18 protein-coding genes are annotated in these 19,234 nt (G+C 52.3%); all 18 read left to right on the top strand.

The window, feature by feature from the left end:
* Window positions 1-2 precede the first annotated feature (2 nt).
* The 18 genes from CGC65_RS27380 (at window position 3) to CGC65_RS27295 (ending at window position 19,222) form a co-directional block, all read left to right on the top strand.
* Window positions 3-908, top strand: coding sequence for an ABC transporter permease (locus CGC65_RS27380; protein ID WP_002566759.1), 906 nt, complete (start codon window positions 3-5; stop codon window positions 906-908).
* A gap of 70 nt (window positions 909-978) precedes the next feature.
* A complete protein-coding gene (locus CGC65_RS27375; protein WP_002566758.1) occupies window positions 979-1,746 on the top strand; it encodes a GntR family transcriptional regulator in 768 nt (255 codons plus the stop codon).
* A 6-nt stretch (window positions 1,747-1,752) separates the two neighbouring features.
* Window positions 1,753-2,523, top strand: coding sequence for a purine-nucleoside phosphorylase (gene deoD / locus CGC65_RS27370; protein WP_002566757.1), 771 nt, complete (start codon window positions 1,753-1,755; stop codon window positions 2,521-2,523).
* A gap of 22 nt (window positions 2,524-2,545) precedes the next feature.
* Window positions 2,546-3,487: a nucleoside hydrolase gene (locus CGC65_RS27365; RefSeq protein WP_002566756.1), complete on the top strand. Its 942-nt coding sequence runs from the start codon at window positions 2,546-2,548 to the stop codon at window positions 3,485-3,487.
* 293 nt (window positions 3,488-3,780) lie between these two features.
* On the top strand, window positions 3,781-5,532 hold the full coding sequence (gene kdpA, locus CGC65_RS27360; protein ID WP_002566754.1) for a potassium-transporting ATPase subunit KdpA: 1,752 nt from the start codon (window positions 3,781-3,783) through the stop codon (window positions 5,530-5,532).
* A 15-nt stretch (window positions 5,533-5,547) separates the two neighbouring features.
* Window positions 5,548-7,620: a potassium-transporting ATPase subunit KdpB gene (kdpB, locus tag CGC65_RS27355; protein WP_002566753.1), complete on the top strand. Its 2,073-nt coding sequence runs from the start codon at window positions 5,548-5,550 to the stop codon at window positions 7,618-7,620.
* Window positions 7,621-7,675: 55 nt separating this feature from the next.
* Window positions 7,676-8,281 (top strand): potassium-transporting ATPase subunit KdpC, encoded by a 606-nt coding sequence (gene kdpC, locus CGC65_RS27350; protein WP_002566752.1) that lies wholly within the window; start codon window positions 7,676-7,678, stop codon window positions 8,279-8,281.
* Between the two features lie 93 nt (window positions 8,282-8,374).
* A complete protein-coding gene (locus CGC65_RS27345; RefSeq protein WP_002566751.1) occupies window positions 8,375-10,369 on the top strand; it encodes a DUF4118 domain-containing protein in 1,995 nt (664 codons plus the stop codon).
* Between the two features lie 80 nt (window positions 10,370-10,449).
* Entirely contained in the window at window positions 10,450-10,647 is a 198-nt protein-coding gene (locus CGC65_RS27340) for a hypothetical protein (RefSeq protein ID WP_002566750.1), read from the top strand.
* A 185-nt stretch (window positions 10,648-10,832) separates the two neighbouring features.
* Window positions 10,833-11,270 carry a potassium channel family protein gene (locus CGC65_RS27335; RefSeq protein ID WP_002566749.1) on the top strand — a complete coding sequence of 146 codons (438 nt, stop codon included), beginning with the start codon at window positions 10,833-10,835 and terminating at the stop codon, window positions 11,268-11,270.
* A 2-nt stretch (window positions 11,271-11,272) separates the two neighbouring features.
* Window positions 11,273-11,683, top strand: coding sequence for a potassium channel family protein (locus CGC65_RS27330; protein WP_002566748.1), 411 nt, complete (start codon window positions 11,273-11,275; stop codon window positions 11,681-11,683).
* Window positions 11,684-11,691: 8 nt separating this feature from the next.
* Window positions 11,692-13,173, top strand: coding sequence for a sensor histidine kinase (locus CGC65_RS27325; protein WP_002566747.1), 1,482 nt, complete (start codon window positions 11,692-11,694; stop codon window positions 13,171-13,173).
* A complete protein-coding gene (locus tag CGC65_RS27320) occupies window positions 13,166-13,855 on the top strand; it encodes a response regulator (protein ID WP_002566746.1) in 690 nt (229 codons plus the stop codon). Before CGC65_RS27325 ends, CGC65_RS27320 begins: the two co-directional genes overlap by 8 nt.
* A 152-nt stretch (window positions 13,856-14,007) precedes the next feature.
* Window positions 14,008-14,982 (top strand): leucine-rich repeat protein, encoded by a 975-nt coding sequence (locus CGC65_RS27315; RefSeq protein WP_002566745.1) that lies wholly within the window; start codon window positions 14,008-14,010, stop codon window positions 14,980-14,982.
* A gap of 72 nt (window positions 14,983-15,054) precedes the next feature.
* A complete protein-coding gene (locus CGC65_RS27310; RefSeq protein WP_002566744.1) occupies window positions 15,055-16,449 on the top strand; it encodes an aminopeptidase in 1,395 nt (464 codons plus the stop codon).
* A gap of 166 nt (window positions 16,450-16,615) precedes the next feature.
* Window positions 16,616-17,815: a trigger factor gene (tig, locus tag CGC65_RS27305; protein ID WP_002566743.1), complete on the top strand. Its 1,200-nt coding sequence runs from the start codon at window positions 16,616-16,618 to the stop codon at window positions 17,813-17,815.
* Between the two features lie 35 nt (window positions 17,816-17,850).
* The gene (locus CGC65_RS27300) at window positions 17,851-18,435 is read left to right on the top strand and encodes a xanthine phosphoribosyltransferase (protein ID WP_002566742.1); all 585 of its coding nucleotides are present in this window, start codon (window positions 17,851-17,853) and stop codon (window positions 18,433-18,435) included.
* On the top strand, window positions 18,413-19,222 hold the full coding sequence (locus tag CGC65_RS27295) for an HAD-IIB family hydrolase (RefSeq protein ID WP_002566741.1): 810 nt from the start codon (window positions 18,413-18,415) through the stop codon (window positions 19,220-19,222). Before CGC65_RS27300 ends, CGC65_RS27295 begins: the two co-directional genes overlap by 23 nt.
* Window positions 19,223-19,234 lie beyond the last annotated feature (12 nt).

The following is a 19,234-nucleotide window of genomic DNA, read 5'->3' as shown; positions in this document are numbered from 1 at the left end:
ATATGGATATGATTAATAATTTTATCGGACTTACCCTTCAGCTTTCAGTGCCCATTATATTGGGGGCCCTGTGCGGCACCATCGCTGAGCGCGGGGGCATCATCCTCCTGGGTGTGGAGGGAATCATGCTCATCGGCGCGTTTGCCGGGGCAGCCGGTTCCTATGCAGCCGGATCAGCCATGGCCGGGGTGCTTCTGTCCGTGGTCCTGGGCGGTATGATTGGCTGGTTTTATGCCCTTTTCTGTCTGAAATGGAAGGCCCACCAGTCAGTGGTAGGCGTGGGCATCAATCTTTTTGCCAGCGGTATCACGGCCGTAATGTTAAAGGCAATCTGGCAGACAGAAGGAATGTCGGAATCCGTTCCCTCCATTTCCAATCTGACCATACCCGGCCTTTCCGGTATTCCGGTTATCGGGGCCTTGTTTAAAGACCAGTCCCCCTATCTCTACGCTATGTTCCTTATTGTGGCTGCGGTGTGGATTGTGTTTTATAAGACCAAGTTCGGACTCAGGTACCGGGCCATCGGTGACCAGCCCTACGCGGTTCAGACTGCCGGTGTGCAGGTGAACCGTTACCGTTACATTGCCATGATAGCCGCAGGAAGCATTGCAGGGCTGGCAGGTTCCTACCTGTCCATTTCCCAGAACAACCTGTTTGTGGCGGATATGACGGCAGGCAGGGGCTTTATGGGACTGGCCGCCAACATTTTCGGCGGATGGCAGCCCCTGGGCTCCATGGGAGCCGGAATGATATTTGCGGTGGCCCAGGCAGCCAGATTCTATCTGACGGATGCGTCTGTCCCGTCCCAGTTTGTCCAGATGCTGCCCTATGGGGTGACGCTGCTGGTACTGCTGTTTGTGGGAAAGAGGGTGAAAGGTCCGGAGGCACTTGGCAAATTGGTGGATTAGTTCTATACTAATCTATAGTGAGCTATAGTGAGGACTGCCCGCCGGGCGCGCGAAAGGAGCAAGCAGACCTGTGAAGGACAATGTGATAAATGAAAAGAATGTAAAGATACCGTTGTATGTGACTGCCTATGAGACCATCAGCCAATGGCTGAAAGAGGGAAAGTATAAGGCTGGGGATAAGCTGCCTGGAGAGAACATTCTGGCAGAACAGCTTGCAGTCAGCAGAGGCACATTGCGGCAGGCCATGCTGCTTCTTCAGGAGGATGGTTTAATCATAAACCATCAGGGAAAGGGCAACATTGTGCTTTCCAACCAGGATATGAGCAAAAGCGGGCTGGAGAAGGTGGGAAATCCCATTGTGGATTTCTGCAGCAGGCCCATTGATAAGGTGGTGACCGCCATAGGGTTCCAGCCGGCCACCCAAAAGCACCAGCAGGTGCTTAAGCTGCGGCCCTCCAGCGTGGTGGCGGTCATTGACATAACCTATTACTGCGGTGATACGCCGGCCGGCTTTGCCATGGTGTATATGCCTCATGAGGTACTTGACAACAGCGATGTGGACCTGGAGAATCCGGATACCGTTTACCAGTATTATACCGGGCTGCTGTCCGAAGGCGGCCTGTACAGCGATGCCAAAATCCGGCTGGGACAGGCCAGGGAGCGTCTGGCAAATATACTGAACATGCAGGAGGGAGACCCAATCCTGATTCTGGAGGAGGTGCTCTATTCCGAGTATGATACGCCTGTCCTGTCCCAAAAGCTGTTCTTTGGTTCCGAGCAGCATGAGCTGAGCATACGAAGAAAGAATGACAGGAATATAATAAAGAAATCGGAGTAATCAAATATGAAAACATTCCATAATGAAGCGGGACCAGGACAGATTGGCAAGGCTGTCCTGATGCCGGGTGACCCTTTGCGCGCAAAATACATTGCAGAGACCTATCTGACCGACGTATTCTGCTACAACCGGGTAAGGGGCATGAATGGATATACAGGATATTATAAGGGTAAGAAACTATCGGTCCAGGGCAGCGGCATGGGCATTCCCTCTATGGGTATCTATGCGTACGAGCTCTATCACAATTATGATGTGGACACAATCATCCGGGTGGGGACCGCGGGCGCGATTCACCGCAATGTGGAGGTGGGGGATTTGGTGCTGGCCATGGGCTGCTGCACCAACTCTAACTTTCCCTCCCAGTACCATCTGCCGGGAACCTTTGCACCCATAGCGGATTTCGGCCTTCTGGAGGCCGCTGCGGCCCATGCCAGAAACAGCCATACCTCCTTCCGGGCAGGGAATGTATACAGTTCGGATGTGTTCTATGAGGACTGTCAGGGAGAAAAAGGACAGTGGGAAAAAATGGGGGTTCTGGTCCAGGAAATGGAGACATTGTCCCTCTACTGCACAGCGGCAAGAGCAGGCAGGAGAGCGCTCAGCATGGTGACTGTGGGGAGCAGCATCCACCATGACAGGGCTCTTACCAACGAGGAACGGGAGCAGAGCCTGGACAGCATGATCCGGTGCGCCCTGGAACTGGCGGCTGAGGCAGCAGAGGCGGCAGAGGAAGCCGGGACAGCAGACAGGATACTGGCGCCGGGATATACCGCATGACATAATGAAAGAGGAGAGGCAGATGAAGGTTTTACTGGATGTGGATACAGGTGTGGATGATTCCATCGCCCTATTATACGCGCTTTTTAATCCTGAGATAGAGATAGTGGGCATATCTGCGGTGTGCGGCAATGTAGAGGCATGGCTGGCAGCGGAGAATACCATGAAGATACTGGACCTGGCAGGAGCGCCCGATATACCGGTGGCAGTGGGGGCGGAGAAGCCATCCTGCCGGGAATGGGACGGCCGGGTTGCCTTTATACACGGCAAAAACGGGCTGGGCAATGTGGAATTACCTCCCAGCCGCCGCAGTACAAGAGACGTGGACGTGAGCCGGTTCCACATGGATCTGGCTGAGCAGTATGAGGGAGAGCTTGTGGTCATCACCCTTGGCCCTCTGACCAATATAGCCCGCACCATTAGGGAATATCCCGGTTTTGTGCATAAGGTAAAGGGCCTTGTGATGATGGGCGGTACCCTGACCATGCGCGGAAATGTATCTCCTGTGGCCGAGGCCAATGTGGCCTGCGATCCCCAGGCCTGCGACCAGGTGTTTACCTCCGGTATGGATATCACGGTAGTGGGACTGGATGTCACCATGAGGACAAGGCTTAAAATGGAGCATCTGGACTGGCTGTCGGGCTGCTGCAAGCCGGCCTGCCGTCCGGCAGTGGATTATATGAGGCAGGCCATTGTCCATTATCTCAGGGGAAACCAGACCCAGAACTACTGCATGGGTGACTGTCCTCTCCATGATCCCCTGGCTGTTATGTGCGCCGTGATGCCCAGCCTGGTCCGTACCGAGAGCAGGAAGGCCAGGGTGGAGTGCGGCGGCACCTATTGCAGGGGAATGATTGTGACGGATCTGAGGGAGCACCCGTTCCAGGCGGAATACGTGCGTTTTGCGGTGGAGGTGGACAGTGAGAGGGCTGTCAGGGAGCTCATGTCGGTATTTTGGGAATAATGGAATAAAAAATATTGTGATAAGCTGCGGCTGCATCCATGTATATCGCATACATGGGTGCAGCCGTATTATGTTTTTGTGACAGAGGACGGAGCGTATTTCTTTTATATTAACATTATATTTATACAAAGCAGCCAGCTCTCATATGGAATCTTTATCACCATCTGTGATACCATACCCCTATCTTGAAAAGAGGAGGAATCATCCATGGCATTACTGTTAGGTATCATAGGAATAACCGCGGTTATTATACTGGCTTACCTGGTAATCATTTTATTGAGAGGTGATAAACAATGATGAATGTGGCGTTGCAGATGATAATTTACTGTGTCATACTGGTAGTGTTAGCAATACCCCTTGGGTCCTATATGGGAAAGGTGATGAACGGGGAGCGGGTGTTTTTGTCAAGGCTTCTGCTGCCTGTGGAAAACCTGATTTACAGGGTCCTGAGGATTGATAAAGAGGAGGAGATGGGCTGGAAGAAATATTCCGTGTGCACAGCCGTATTCAGCGTGATGAGCCTGGCGGTGCTCTGGATCATCCTGTGCTTTCAAAACCTGCTTCCCCTTAATCCCCAGGGAATGGGCAAAATGAGCTGGCATCTGGGCTTTAATACGGCCTCCAGCTTCACCACCAACACAAACTGGCAGGCCTATTCAGGAGAGTCCAGTCTGAGCTATTTCAGCCAGATGATCGGGCTGAATTTCCAGAATTTCGTGTCTGCCGCTGTGGGAATTGTAGTGTTGTTCGCATTGATCCGCGGATTCGTCCGCGTGAAGGAGAGGGGACTGGGAAACTTCTACACCGACATGACAAGGACAGTCCTTTACATACTGATTCCGCTGTCAGTGGTGGTATCTCTTGCCATTGCCTCCCAGGGTGTTCCGCAGACCTTTAAGCAGTACGACGAGGTACAGCTGGTGGAACCGGTGGTGGTGGAACAGGAGGACGGCACCGCCGCAGAGGTCACAAAGGGAGTCGTTCCTCTGGGACCGGCTGCCAGCCAGATTGCCATTAAGCAGCTGGGAACCAACGGCGGCGGTTTCTGGGGCAACAACTCGGCGCACCCCTTTGAGAACCCCACTCCGTTATCCAACTTATTTGAAATGATTTCCCTGCTTCTCATACCGGCGGGCCTGTGCTTTACCTTTGGCAGGAATGTGAAGGACAAGAGACAGGGCGTGGCGGTGTTCCTGGCCATGTTCATCATGCTGGCAGCAGCGCTGGCCATTGTGGGCTGCAGTGAACAGGCCGGCACCCCCCAGATAGCCCAGGACGGCGCGGTCTATATGGGGACTGAGGGACAGGCAGGCGGTAATATGGAAGGTAAGGAAACCAGATTTGGCATAGCCACATCCGGGACATGGGCTGTATTTACCACGGCTGCTTCCAACGGCTCGGTCAATTCCATGCACGACAGCTACACGCCGTTTGGCGGACTTGTTCCTATGCTGCTGATGCAGCTGGGAGAGGTGGTATTCGGCGGTACGGGCTGCGGGCTCTACGGTATGCTGGGGTTTGCCATCCTTACAGTGTTTATAGCGGGGCTGATGGTGGGGCGTACGCCGGAGTACCTGTGCAAAAAGATAGAACCCTTTGAGATGAAGATGGCTGTGCTGGTCTGCCTTGCGACCCCTGTGGCCATCCTGGTGGGCAGCGGTATCGCCACGCTGCTTCCGTCCACCCATGACAGCCTGAATAATCCGGGAGCCCATGGATTGTCAGAGGTCCTTTACGCGTATTCATCCGCAGGCGGCAACAATGGTTCCGCATTTGCAGGATTTAACGCAAATACCCCCTTCCTGAATGTGAGCATCGGACTGATTATGCTGTTTGTAAGGTTCCTGCCCATGTTTGCCACCCTGGCTATTGCAGGCAGTCTGGCGGCAAAGAAAAAGGTAGCAGTCAGCTCCGGCACCCTTCCCACCCATAATGCCATGTTTATCTTCCTTTTGATTTTCGTGGTACTGCTGGTAGGGGCCCTCAGCTTTTTCCCGGCCCTGTCACTTGGCCCGGTGGCTGAGTTTTTCCAGATGATAGCATAGGGAGGTCAATGAGACATGAATGAACAAAAAAAGAGTATATTTTCCAATCATGAGATTATGTGCAGGGCCCTTAAGGATTCCTTTATTAAACTGAATCCAAGGACCCAGATAAAGAATCCGGTCATGTTTATGGTTTTTGTATCCGCCATCCTGACCTTTGTGATGTTCCTGTTTTCTCTGGCAGGTATCAGGGACGCTGCGCCGGGTTATATACTGGCCATATCCGTCATCCTCTGGTTTACGGTTTTATTCGGTAACTTTGCGGAAGCCATAGCAGAGGGAAGGGGAAAGGCCCAGGCAGATGCCCTGCGTGCAGGCAGAAAGGATACCATGGCATCCAGGATTCCTTCGGCTGACCGCAAAAGCGAGGCCGTCAGGGTGAAATCCACGGAACTGAAAAAGGGGGACCTTGTCTATATTAAGGCAGGGGAACAGATACCGGCAGACGGCGACGTGGTGGAGGGCGCCGCGTCGGTGGATGAGAGCGCCATTACCGGCGAGTCAGCTCCAGTAATCCGGGAAAGCGGCGGTGACAGAAGTGCCGTCACAGGAGGCACCACGGTTATATCCGACTGGATCGTGGTGCGGGTCAGCAGCAATCCGGGCGAGGGCTTCATGGATAAAATGATTGCAATGGTGGAAGGAGCTTCCCGTAAAAAGACCCCCAATGAGCTGGCACTGCAGATTTTTCTGGTGGCATTGTCCATTATCTTTGTGCTTGTTACCATGTCCCTGTACTCCTATTCCGTGTTCTCCTCCGTGGAGGCAGGAGCAGCCAATCCCACGTCCATCACCAATCTGGTAGCGCTTTTAATCTGTCTGGCGCCCACTACCATTGGCGCTCTGCTGTCTGCCATCGGTATCGCGGGAATGAGCCGCCTGAACCAGGCCAATGTGCTGGCCATGAGCGGCAGGGCCATTGAAGCGGCCGGAGATGTAGATACCCTTTTGCTGGATAAGACGGGTACCATAACACTTGGAAACCGCCAGGCAGACGCCTTTATTCCGGTGGACGGCCACAAGGAAATGGAGCTGGCAGATGCGGCCCAGCTGTCATCCCTGGCAGACGAAACTCCTGAGGGACGCAGCATTGTGGTTCTGGCAAAGGAGCGCTTCGGAATCCGCGCAAGGAATATGGAGGAGCTTCAGGCCTCCTTCGTGCCCTTCACTGCCAAGACCAGGATGAGCGGCATTGACTACAATGGAAATGAGATCAGAAAGGGCGCGGCTGACGCCATTAAAGCCTATGTGGACCGGCATGGAGGCGCGTTCAGCAGGGAATGCGAGGACATCGTAAAGCGGATTGCAAACCAGGGAGGAACACCTCTTGTGGTGGCAAAGAACGGACGCGTTATGGGCGTGGTGGAGCTTAAGGACATTGTGAAGCAGGGTGTGAAGGAAAAGTTTGCGGATTTAAGGAAAATGGGAATCAGAACCATTATGATTACCGGCGATAATCCGCTGACCGCTGCCTCCATTGCGGCTGAGGCCGGTGTGGACGATTTTCTGGCAGAGGCAACCCCGGAGGCCAAATTAGACATGATACGGGATTACCAGGCCAGGGGCCATCTGGTAGCCATGACCGGCGACGGTACCAATGATGCCCCGGCCCTGGCCCAGGCAGATGTGGCGGTGGCCATGAATACAGGCACACAGGCAGCCAAGGAAGCCGGAAACATGGTGGACCTGGATTCATCCCCCACCAAGTTGATTGAGATAGTGAAGATAGGCAAGCAGCTTCTCATGACAAGGGGATCCCTGACCACCTTCAGCATTGCCAATGACGTTGCCAAGTATTTTGCTATCATCCCGGCACTGTTTATGGGATTGTATCCGGGACTGTCAGCCCTCAATATAATGGGGCTTCACAGTGCAAACAGCGCCGTGTTCTCGGCTATCATATATAACGCCCTGATTATTGTGGCCCTGATTCCCCTGGCTCTTAAGGGAGTCAGGTACAGGGAAGTCTCTGCGGCCCGGATGCTGTCCGGGAATCTCCTGGTCTATGGACTGGGGGGAATCATCATTCCGTTCATAGCAATCAAGGCAATCGACGTGCTGATCACGGCCGCAGGGCTGGTGGTGTGATGTGTGAAGGAAGCAGATGCAGACAGCAGAATCAGTCAAAGTTAGGAGAATGTTCATGAAAACAGTAAAATCAGTATTGCCAAAAATGGCAGGTTTTTTCCTGGTCATGTTAATCATAACAAGCGTCATTTACCCGGCGGTCATCACGGCTGCGGCCAATGTGGCATTTGGCCATGAGGCCAACGGATCGGTGATTGTGGGCAAGGACGGCACTAAATATGGAAGCGCCCTTCTGGCCCAGGAGTTTACCGGAAACCAGTATCTTTGGGGCAGAGTCATGAATGTGGATACAGGGACATTTACAGACGAAAACGGAGAGCCTCTGGCATATGCAGGTGCCTCCAACAAGACACCGGCAGGCAGTGAGCTTGAAGCCATGATAGCTGAGCGGGTGGAGAAAATCAGGGCAGCCCATCCGGAAAAGGGAGAGGAGCCCATTCCTGTGGACCTTGTAACCTGCTCAGGCAGCGGACTGGACCCGGAAATTTCTCCCGCGGCAGCCGGCTACCAGGCAGAGCGGATTGCCAGGGAACGGAATATGGCGGTGGAGGATGTGGAGGCCGTCATCAGCAGGTATACCACGGGCAGGTTCCTGGGAATTTTCGGAGAGCCCAGGGTGAATGTGCTGAAAGTGAATCTGGCTCTGGATGGACTGATTTAAACATGATTTGCTTATGGTGTATAGAGTTGCCGCGCATTGCGGCAGCTCTACAGCTGTTTTAGAGAACGGAGCAATAGAAAGGAGAAATGGCTTATGGACGGGCAGCGGGATGAGAGACCGGACCCTGAGCTGCTTTTAAAGCAGAATTTTCCCAGGGAAAGTGACAAGGCAAGGGGACGGCTTAAAATATTCTTCGGATACGCGGCCGGAGTAGGCAAGACATACGCCATGCTGGAGGCTGCCCGGCAGGAAAAGGCAGCGGGACGGGATGTGGTGGCCGGATACATAGAGCCCCATGACAGGCCGGATACAATGGAGCTGCTGGCCGGAATGGAGCTGCTGACCCCAATGGCGGTAACGTATAAGGGAATCATCCTGAAGGAATTTGACCTGGATGCGGCCCTTATGAGAAGGCCGGATTTGATTCTGGTGGATGAGCTGGCCCATACCAATGCCCAGGGCTGCCGTCACAAAAAGCGCTACCAGGATGTGATTGAGCTGCTGGACGCCGGAATCAACGTGTACACCACGGTCAATGTGCAGCACCTGGAGAGCCTTCATGACATCGTGGCATCCATTACCCATGTGCGGGTATATGAACGAATCCCGGACGATATTTTTGATGATGCCGGACAGGTGGAGCTGGTGGACATTGCGCCGGAGGAACTGAGACAGCGCCTGGAGGACGGGAAGATTTACCACAAAGACCAGGCGGACAAGGCGTCTGTCCGCTTTTTTACAGTGGAAAACCTGTCTGCCCTGCGTGAAATAGCCTTAAGGCGGACAGCGGACCGGGTCAACCGGGAGGTGGTCAGGGAGCGGGATGCGGCGGGCAAGGATTATTACACCGGTGAGCACGTGCTGGTCTGCCTGTCCCCCTCCCCCACCAATGCAAGGGTAATCAGGACCGCGGCCAGGATGGCAGGGGCGTTTCACGCGGATTTTACAGCGGTTCTGGTGGAAACAGCGGATATGAAAAGGGAACATGCAAAAATCAGCAGGAGCATGGAGGCCAATATTAATCTGGCCAAGCAGTTCAGGGCCAATGTGATTACCCTTTACGGGGATGATATTGTACAGCAGATTGCGGGCTATGCCAGAAGGAACGGCATTTCCAAGATTGTCATAGGCAGGACGGTGAGGAAACGCAGCTTCCTCCACTTGAAGTCCACCATAATTGACCGTCTCATCAAGGCCGTACCCAACATGGATGTATACGTGATACCGGATGCCGCGGCCAGGGAGAACGGAAAGATTAAAAAGCCGGAAAACGGACGGAAATACAGCATGGATATCTTAAAGACAGGCCTTATCATGGCGGGATGTACCTTTCTTTCCATGGTACTGGACCACTACAAGCTGGGCATCATCAATGTGGCCATGATTTACATGATGGGGACCATGCTGGCAGCTTATGTCACCAGGGCCGGTACCTATGGTTTTCTGGCTTCCGTGGCATCGGTGCTGCTGTTCAACTTCTTTTTCACGCCGCCGCGCTACACCTTTCAGGCAGACGGCAGTATTTATCCTTTTACCTTTGCGGCCATGCTTGTCTGTGCCCTGATTACCAGCTCCATGGCGGCCAGGCTTAAGCGGGAAGCAGAGAAAAGTGAGGCTGAATCGGGGTATATGCAGATTCTGTTTGGTATCAACCGGAATCTGAGAAAGGGAACCACCCGTGAAGAGATACTGGATATATGCGGAAGGCTGGTACAGAGCTTATTAAAACGCAACATTGTTATATACGATATGCTGGACGGGAAAATGAACCGGATGAAGATATATCCGGCCTCGGAAAGAGAGGACGCGTCCTCTCTTACCTCCCTGTTTAAGAACCCGGACGAGATGGCTGTGGCGGCCTGGGTCTATAAAAACCATCATAAGGCCGGAGCCACCACAGATACACTGCCGGGAGCCAGGGCCAGATATACGCCCGTATATAAGGACGATACGGTCTATGCGGTCATTGGTGTGGAGATGAAAGGGGGAGACATCATTAAGCCCAATGACAAGAATGTCTTAAATATCATTGCCGAGGAGACTTCCTACCGGTTAAAGGATATGAGCGGGCCGCGTATTTGCAGATAATTTATACAATACCGTGAACCATGGATGGAATCTTTACGCTATCTGGTAGTATCCTTTAAGCAGGAAGAGAGGGAATTGCCATGACAGCTAAAATGATATTTAAGTTAAAGAGTCCCGTGGGACAGAAGATAGATAATTTGTGTGAACGCTTTCCGCTGATTTCCAGCGTAATTGTGCAGCTGGCCGCGGCCATATTCATGGTAGGGGTGGTGACCTCTGTGGGACTGATAGGGGGGACCGTCATATGGCTGTTTTATAAGGCATTCGGAGTCATGTAGGCATGGCGGAGGGACCGGTTTGATTTGACATGGCCGGTATTCATGGTATAGTATTTAGTATAAAGAGGGGGATAAAGATATCTTTATAGAATCTTTATGCCCCCCTAATACATTTTCTCTAGTTTCTTTATATGGTTCTCTTTTACAATAGAATTGGGAACATATAAATGAAAGGAGGAGATCGTATGTTATTCCATAAAAATAAATGTATCGTAATCGCGGGCTGCGGACCGTTGGGGGCTGCGCTGGCAAAGTCATTATATAAGAAAGGCCATAAAGTTGTGGTGCTGGATAAGGACAGGGAAAGCTTCCGTTACCTGCCGGAGGAGTTCAGGGGGTATGAGATGGAAGGGGACCCAACGGATCCCCAGGTCTTAAAGGCAGCCGGGATTGAGGATGCAGGTCTGTTTATCGCATCCACCCAGGATGACAATACCAATCTCCTGCTGGCTCAGATTGCCAGCCGTATTTTCCATGTGAGCCAGGTCTATGCCCGTCTGGATGACACCGGAAGGCACCAGCTGGTTACGGATCTGCCTGTTAAACCCATCAGTCTCTATGATTTGTCAGCGGATGATTATGGACGTCTGGCAGAGACAGTGAGCAGGGAGGTGGCTGTGTGAGCATGAAGATAGCAGTGGCGCTGGGGGGAGAATATGCGGATTTTCTCATCGGCCTTCTGATGGAGAAAAAATATAAGGTAACTGTGATCGATCCGGACAAAGCATTCTGTGAGCATCTCTGCGCCTCCTACAATGTGAACGCGGTTCTGGGAGATCCCTGCAGGCAGTTTATTCTGGAGGAAGCAGGTATCCGCAATTATGATGTTATCCTGGCCCTGGGCCGGGAGGACACGGATAATTTTGAGATATGCCAGATGGGCAGGAAGGTTCTGGGAATCAAACGGTCCGTCTGCCTGGTGCACAACCCCAGGAACGCGGCTCTGTTTGAGGAGCTGGGAGTGGACAGGGCAGTGAACCTGCCCATGATCCTTGCCCAGGCCATTTTAGGGCAAAAGCAGGAAGAGGGAGAGTAAAAGGAGTTATGTTATATAGTTGGGACTGGGTTCTGGACTTTGTAAAGGCATGTGCAAAAATGGCTGTCATATGGGTGATTTCCACCATACTGGCCATTGTGCTGGACAGCTGCGGGATCAGGGCGGAGAACCTGCTTTTAGTATATCTGCTGGGGGTGCTCATCAGCATACTGGCTACCAGCAGCCTGGCCTGGGCCCTGTGCGCGGCCATTGTCTTTACCTTTACGTTCAACTATCTCTTTACGGAGCCAAAGCTTACGTTCCATATGGATGATGTGAACTACGTGGTATCCTCCATTGTCTTTGTGGCGGCTGCCTCTATTGTGGCCACCCTGGTGGTGAAGCTGCAGAAGCAGATGCAGATTGCCAACAAAAAGAGAGAGATTACGGCCAGGATGAATGAGATAGGAAGCGGATTCCTGAATCTGTCCGGTTACCAGCAGATTAAGGAGTACAGCGAAGAAAGCCTGTCCAATCTGACCGGAAAGCCGGTGAGCGTCCTGTTGAAGGAGGACGAGAAAAAGGAATTTCCCAATTACATGGCGGAATGGTGCTACAGGCAGTCCATTCCCTGCGGTCATGGAGAATGCCAGTTTCCGGATGACAATGGGCTGTACGTGCCTATCCGCAACCGGGAAAAGACTTACGGTGTGATTATATTTGACTGTGAGGGCTGGACCTTAAGCGAAGAGGAAAAGATATATGTGGACACGGTCATTTCCCAGCTGACCCTGGTTATTGAGAGGGAGCTGCTCAGCCGGGAGAAGGAAAATACCAGGATTCAGGTAGAGCGGGAACGGTTAAAGAGCACCCTTTTAAGGAGCATATCCCACGACCTGCGCACGCCTCTTACAGGAATTACCGGCAGTGCGGGATTTCTTCTGGACAATCTGGGCATCATGGATGAAGCTACGATTAAGAGCATGCTGAAGGATATATGCTCGGATTCCGAATGGCTCAGCACCATGGTGGAAAACCTGCTGAACCTGACGCGAATCCAGGAGGGCCGTCTGGATATCAATAAAAAGAAGGAAGTGGTGGACGACCTTGTGGCCTCCGCTGTCCGGCTGGTTTCCAACCGGGTGGGGAACCATACACTTAAGATGGAGACGCCGGAGGACATACTTCTGGTATCTGTGGACGGGAGACTGTTCATCCAGGTTCTGGTCAATCTTCTGGACAATGCGTTCCGCCATTCCGGGACCGGCACCACGGTGACCCTCAGGGTAAAACAGGATGGAAATTGCCTGAAGTTTGTGGTTTCAGATAATGGAATAGGGATTCCCAATGATAAGATAGATAAGATTTTCGATAATTTCTTTACCACTGCTTATGAGAACGGGGATAAGCAGCGGGGCGTGGGCCTGGGGCTTACCATATGCAAGGCCATGGTGGAGGCCCAGGGCGGCACCATCAGGGCCTTCAACAGCCCCCAGGGGGGAGCTGTATTTGAAGTAGCAATGCCAATGGAGGACAGGAAGGATGAATGAGACAACGATCCTTGTCATTGAGGATGACAAGAGCATACAGAATTTTATGAAGATATCCCTGAAGACAAGGGGTTACGCTTATATATTGGCTGATAACGGACTGTCCGGCATATCCCTCTTTTACGCGGATCATCCGGACCTGATTCTGCTGGATTTGGGACTGCCGGATATCGACGGCATGGAGGTGCTGCGCCAGATCCGCCAGAAGTCCGATGTGCCTATTATCGTGGTTTCCGCCAGGGGACAGGAGCGGGAGAAAATAAGCGCCCTGGACCAGGGAGCGGACGACTACGTGACTAAGCCCTTCAGCGCCGAGGAGCTGCTGGCCAGAATCCGCGTGGGGCTGCGCCATAAGAGCTCCACGATGAACCACCAGGAGCAGGAGTTCTGTCTGGACTATTTCCGGCTGGATTTTGAAAAGCGTAAACTGTATGTCCATGACCAGGAAGTACATCTGACTCCCCTGGAATATAAGATGATGGTCCTTCTGGTGAATAACAGCGGCAAGGTGCTGACCCATCATTATATCCAGCAGGAGGTGTGGGGATATGACACCACGGATGATTACCAGTCCCTGCGGGTGTTCATGGCAAATATACGGAGAAAGATTGAGGATAACACGGCCAATCCCAGGTTCATACTCACAGAGGTGGGCGTGGGGTACAGGTTTGTGGATGAATAGAAGGAACCCAAGGGTGCAGCAGTTCAGATACGTTCCAGGATATACCGGGAAGCAGGCGTCAAAAGAGGCAGGCGGACCGGTATTTTTTTGAATATTTTTTCTGGAAGTAAAATAGTCTTGAAAAAATCCCCTAAACTGATTAAACTGATACCATGAGAATATTATATGAAAAAACGCTGGACGGGGTATGCCTCCAGCGTTGTTATGGTTTGGACAAAATTCTGGAGATACCGGGGACGGTTGATGGCATGCCTGTGACCGAGTTTGCAGGCTACCTTTTTTCGGATACGGTGCGCAGGCGGGAACCGCCGCCCTGTGAATATCTGGGGGAGCCGGAGCTTTGCGGCAGCCGGGTGGAGGAAATCATACTGCCTGATACAATCAGGAAGGTGGGAGCCTATGGTTTCTATAACTGCAGCGGCCTGAAGCGGCTCTCATGCAGCAGCGCCGTGGAGGACTGGGGAGCCGGGGTATTTACCGGCTGTACAGGTCTCAGGTGCCTGGATATCCGCGTTGCGGAGGGCAGGAAGTCCTGTTTTAAGGATATCCTGTCGGAGCTTCACCAGACCCTGTCCGTAAATTACAGGTCCGGTTCGGGGACGCTCCTGGCAAAGCTTATATTTCCGGAATTTTTTGAGGAGTCCGTGGAGAACACACCGGCCCGCATCATCATGAGGGAAATGCACGGCTGCGGCCATATGTACCGGTACTGTTTTGACGGAGGGGATTTCCGTTTTGATGAATATGACAGGCTGTTTCCCCATGTAAAGGTCCAGGAAAAGCCGGAGCTGGCAGTGCGTCTGGCCCTGTACCGCCTGTACTGGCCCTGCGGTTTAAGGGAAAGTGCAGAGGATGAGTACTGGGATTATGTAAGGACTCATGCCGGTGAAGGCGCAAAGGGGCTGATAGAGCGGGGAGAGCGGGATATCCTGGGCTTTATGGCCCGGTCGGCCCGGCTGGGAGAGGATGAGATTAAGAAGATGATAGAAGCCGCTGCCGGGTCCGGTGATGCCCAATCCTCCGCGCTTTTGCTGGATGTGAAGCACAGACGCCTCAGCCCGGCAGGAAGAAACGGACAGGGGGAGGAAGCGAAGCGCTGCGGGCGGAAGCGGACATTTGAATTATAGATGGCGGAACCGTCATAACTTAAGTCAGTAAAGAATCAGATTATATAAATAAAATATACCAGGAGGAAAATAATGGCTAAGAAGACAAAAGGACAGGAATTACAGGAGCAGCTTACATGGGCGTTCCCTCATATTGGAAAGGATAAACCGGAGCAGGCGGAAAAGGCGTTTAAATACTGCGAGGGCTATAAGGAATTTCTGGATGTGGGAAAGACCGAGCGGGAGTGTGTGAAGGAAGCGGTAAAGATGCTTAAAAAGGCAGGCTATAAGCCCTTTGACTCAGGGGAATCCTATGAGCCGGGAGATAAGGTGTATTATGTGAACCGGGGCAAATCGCTGATTGCCACCACCTTTGGAAAGAAGCCCCTGGACCAGGGCCTGAGAATCAACGGGGCCCATATTGATTCCCCCAGGCTGGACTTAAAGCCCAATCCCCTGTACGAGAAGGAGGATATAGCATTTTTCAAAACCCATTATTACGGCGGCATCCGCAAATACCAGTGGGGGACCATTCCCCTGGCCATGCACGGTGTGGTGGTGAAGAAAAACGGAGAGACGGTGGAGGTTTCCATTGGAGAGGATGAGAAGGAGCCGGTATTCTGCGTGACAGACCTGCTTCCCCACCTGGCTGCCAGGCAGAACGAGCGTCCCTTAAAGGACGGGTTAAAGGGCGAGGAGCTGAATATTGTGGTTGGATCCCTCCCCTTCCAGGATGAGGAGGTAAAAGAGCCTGTAAAGCTGATGGCCTTAAGTCTTTTAAATGAAAAGTACGGAATTACGGAAAAAGACTTTTTCCGCGCTGAAATTGAAATGGTACCCGCTGTAAAGGCCAGGGACGTTGGCTTTGACACCAGCATGATAGGCGCTTACGGACAGGATGACAGGGTTTGCGCTTATACGGCTCTGACGGCTGAGATAGATGCAAAGAAGCCTGCCCACACAACCGTGACCATTCTGGCTGACAAGGAAGAGATCGGCTCCACCGGCAACACGGGTTTGAATTCGGATTTTGTGCTTCATTACATAGAAGATTTGGCGGAACAGGCAGGTGTCAGCCCCAGGGAAGTATTGAGAAAATCCCTGTGCCTTTCTTCGGATGTGAATGCTGCGTTCGACCCCAACTTCCCGGATGTGTACGAGGGACGCAACACAAGCTATATCAACAAAGGCTGTGTGCTGACAAAGTATACGGGAGCCAGGGGAAAGTCCGGCTCCAACGACGCCAGCGCCGAGACCATGGCAAAGGTCATTGCCATTATGGAGGAGGAAGGCGTGTATTGGCAGGCCGGTGAGCTGGGAGCCGTGGATGTGGGCGGCGGCGGTACCATTGCCCAGTTTGTGGCGCACATGGATGTGGATACTGTGGATTTGGGCGTGCCCATCCTGTCCATGCATTCTCCTTTTGAGCTGGCTTCCAAGCTGGATGTCTATCATACGTATAAGGCGTTTAAGGCATTCTACAAATAGTCTGCGGACCGTTGCTTAAATTTTCATGAAATTGGTGGAAAGTCTTTTTTTTCACGGACAGGTATGATATAACTATGTACAGCGCACGCTATTTGGGGATGAATGGAAAAATAAGGATAATTCAAGGTCCTGCGTGTGAAATCAGGATAGAAAAGGGATATGTAAAATGAAAAAATTAGCACTCATATGTTTATGCGGACTGGTTGCAGCTTCCATCATGACAGGCTGCGGGGCCAGCCAGACGGAAGGAAAGGAGAATCTGGGCACGGTAGAGCTGTCAGAGTATAAGGGCGTAAAGGTAAATGTACCGGCTGTCATGGTAACAGATGCCGAGGTGGAGTCAAAAATCAACCAGGTACTCAGCCAGAATCCTAAAATTGAGGAAGTGGACAGGCCTGCCGCAGAAGGCGATATTGTCAACATTGATTATGTGGGAAAACAGGACGGTGTGGAATTTGCAGGCGGCACCGGCGAAGGACAGGACCTGACCCTGGGATCCGGCAGGATGATCGATGGATTTGAGGACGGACTGATTGGCACAAAGAAGGGCGATAAGAAGGAACTGAACCTGACGTTCCCTGAGGACTACAGCGAGAAAGCCCTGGCAGGACAGGCCGTTGTATTTGAGGTGACTGTGAATGCTGTAAAGGAAAAGCAGTCTGCTGTACTGGATGACGCGTTTGTACAGAGTGTTTCTGATTTTAAGACAGTGGATGAGTACAGGGCCAGTGTTAAGGAAGACCTTTTAAAGCAGAAGCAGCAGTCTGCCGACCTTCAGATCCAGCAGTATGTACTTAAGAATGTGGTTGAGAACTCTAAGTTCAAGCTGAACAAGAACACCCTTTCCAGACGTTATAATGACCGCATCAAGCAGTATGAAGAGCAGGCTAAGATGTACGGCACCAACCTGTCCGGCATGGCTAAGGCCAATGGCATGGATGTGCCCGGATTACAGGAAGCTGTTTACGCGTCAGTGAAGGATGATGTGAAGAACCAGCTGGTTATCCTTAAGGTTGCCGAGCTGGAGGGCATAACCCTGGAGGATGCTGACCGCCAGGCATTTGCGGAGATGAACGGCCAGACTCTTGAGGCCGCAGTGGAATATTTCGGCCAGGAGACCCTGGATGAAATGGCCTTGAACCAGAAGGTTATGAAGTTCATGGCGGACAACGCAGTCAACGAGGCCCAGGACGCAGCTGCTCCGGCTGAGGAGACAACAGCCGCAGGGGAAACTGCTGCCGCAGAGGAAACAACAGAAGCAGAGACAACAGCAGCAGAAACCGAAACTTCAGAAGAAACACCGGCAGCAGAAGAGACCACAGCTCCAGCAGAAACAACAGCCGCAGAGACCACAGCCGCACAGTAAAGAAGGATTGCCAAAAGAAGAAGGAGGACTCGTACATGCAGATTTTAAAGGACAGGATACGCAAGGACGGCAAGATAAAAGCCGGAAACGTTCTGAAGGTGGACAGCTTCTTGAACCATCAGATGGACATTAAGCTTTTTGGAGAGATTGGAAAAGAATTTAAGCGCAGGTTTGCCGATGTGGAGGTCACCAAGATTCTTACCATTGAGGCCTCCGGAATCGGAATTGCATGTATTGTGGCCCAGTATTTTGATGTGCCGGTTGTATTTGCCAAAAAGACACAGACCAAGAATATTGCAGGCGAGGTTTATACCACCAAGGTGGAGTCCTACACCCATGGCAGGGTTTATGATATCATCGTGTCAAGAGAGTTTCTGGGAGCCGGCGACAAGGTGCTGCTCATTGATGACTTCCTGGCCAATGGAAAGGCTCTGGAGGGCCTGGCTGCCCTGGTACGGGATTCCGGCGCTGAACTGGTAGGCGCGGGCATTGTCATCGAGAAGGGATTCCAGGTAGGCGGAGACCTGCTGCGTTCAGAGGGAATCAGACTGGAGTCACTGGCAATCGTGGAGAGCATGGACGAGGAAGCACAGACCATTGTGTTCAGAGATGATGAATAATAGAACGAAAGCTTTATTTTATGATATTGACGGAACCCTCCTGTCTGAAAAGACGGGCCGGGTTCCTGAAAGTGCGGTACAGGCACTGAAGGAGGCGCGCGCAAAAGGACATCTGGTGTTCATCAATACGGGCCGCGTATATGCCCATCTGGGCGAAATTAAGAAGCTGGTGGAAGCAGACGGATATCTGTGCGGCTGCGGGACCTATATCCTTGCAGAGGGCAGGGTCATGTACAGCTACCACATTCCTCATGAGAGAGGGCTGGAAATCAAGGGCCATATTGATGCGTGCGGACTGGACGGAGCCCTTGAGGCGTCGGACGGAATCCACATCCACAGGTCACAGTCACCTATTCCAAGGGTGGAGCAGATGAAGGCGTCGCTCAGACGTTCGGACTGTGTGTCTGAATATGACTGGGAGGACGACTGCTATGACTATGATAAGTTTTATCTTATCTCGGGTGAAAACAGCAGGCCCAAGGAGCTTTTCGGACGGCTCAGGGACATGGAAATCATAGACCGCGGAAACGGGGAATATGAATGTGTGCCCAGAGGACATTCCAAGGCAACGGCCATTGATTTGGTATTGAAGCATTACGGCATCTCTCTGGATGATGCCTATGTGTTCGGCGACAGCGGCAATGACCTTGCCATGTTCCGCTACGCAAGCAACTGTATCCTGATGGGAAAGCATGACGAAGTTCTGGAGCCCTACGCCACGTTTGAGACAAAGGATGTGGAGGAGGACGGAATCGCGTATGCCATGAAGGAACTGGGCATAATATAACACAGCGATAGT

The organism is Enterocloster bolteae (assembly GCF_002234575.2).
Lineage (GTDB): Bacteria > Bacillota > Clostridia > Lachnospirales > Lachnospiraceae > Enterocloster > Enterocloster bolteae.
Note: the sequence above shows the minus strand (reverse complement) of the source record. Positions and strands in the feature narration are given on the sequence as shown.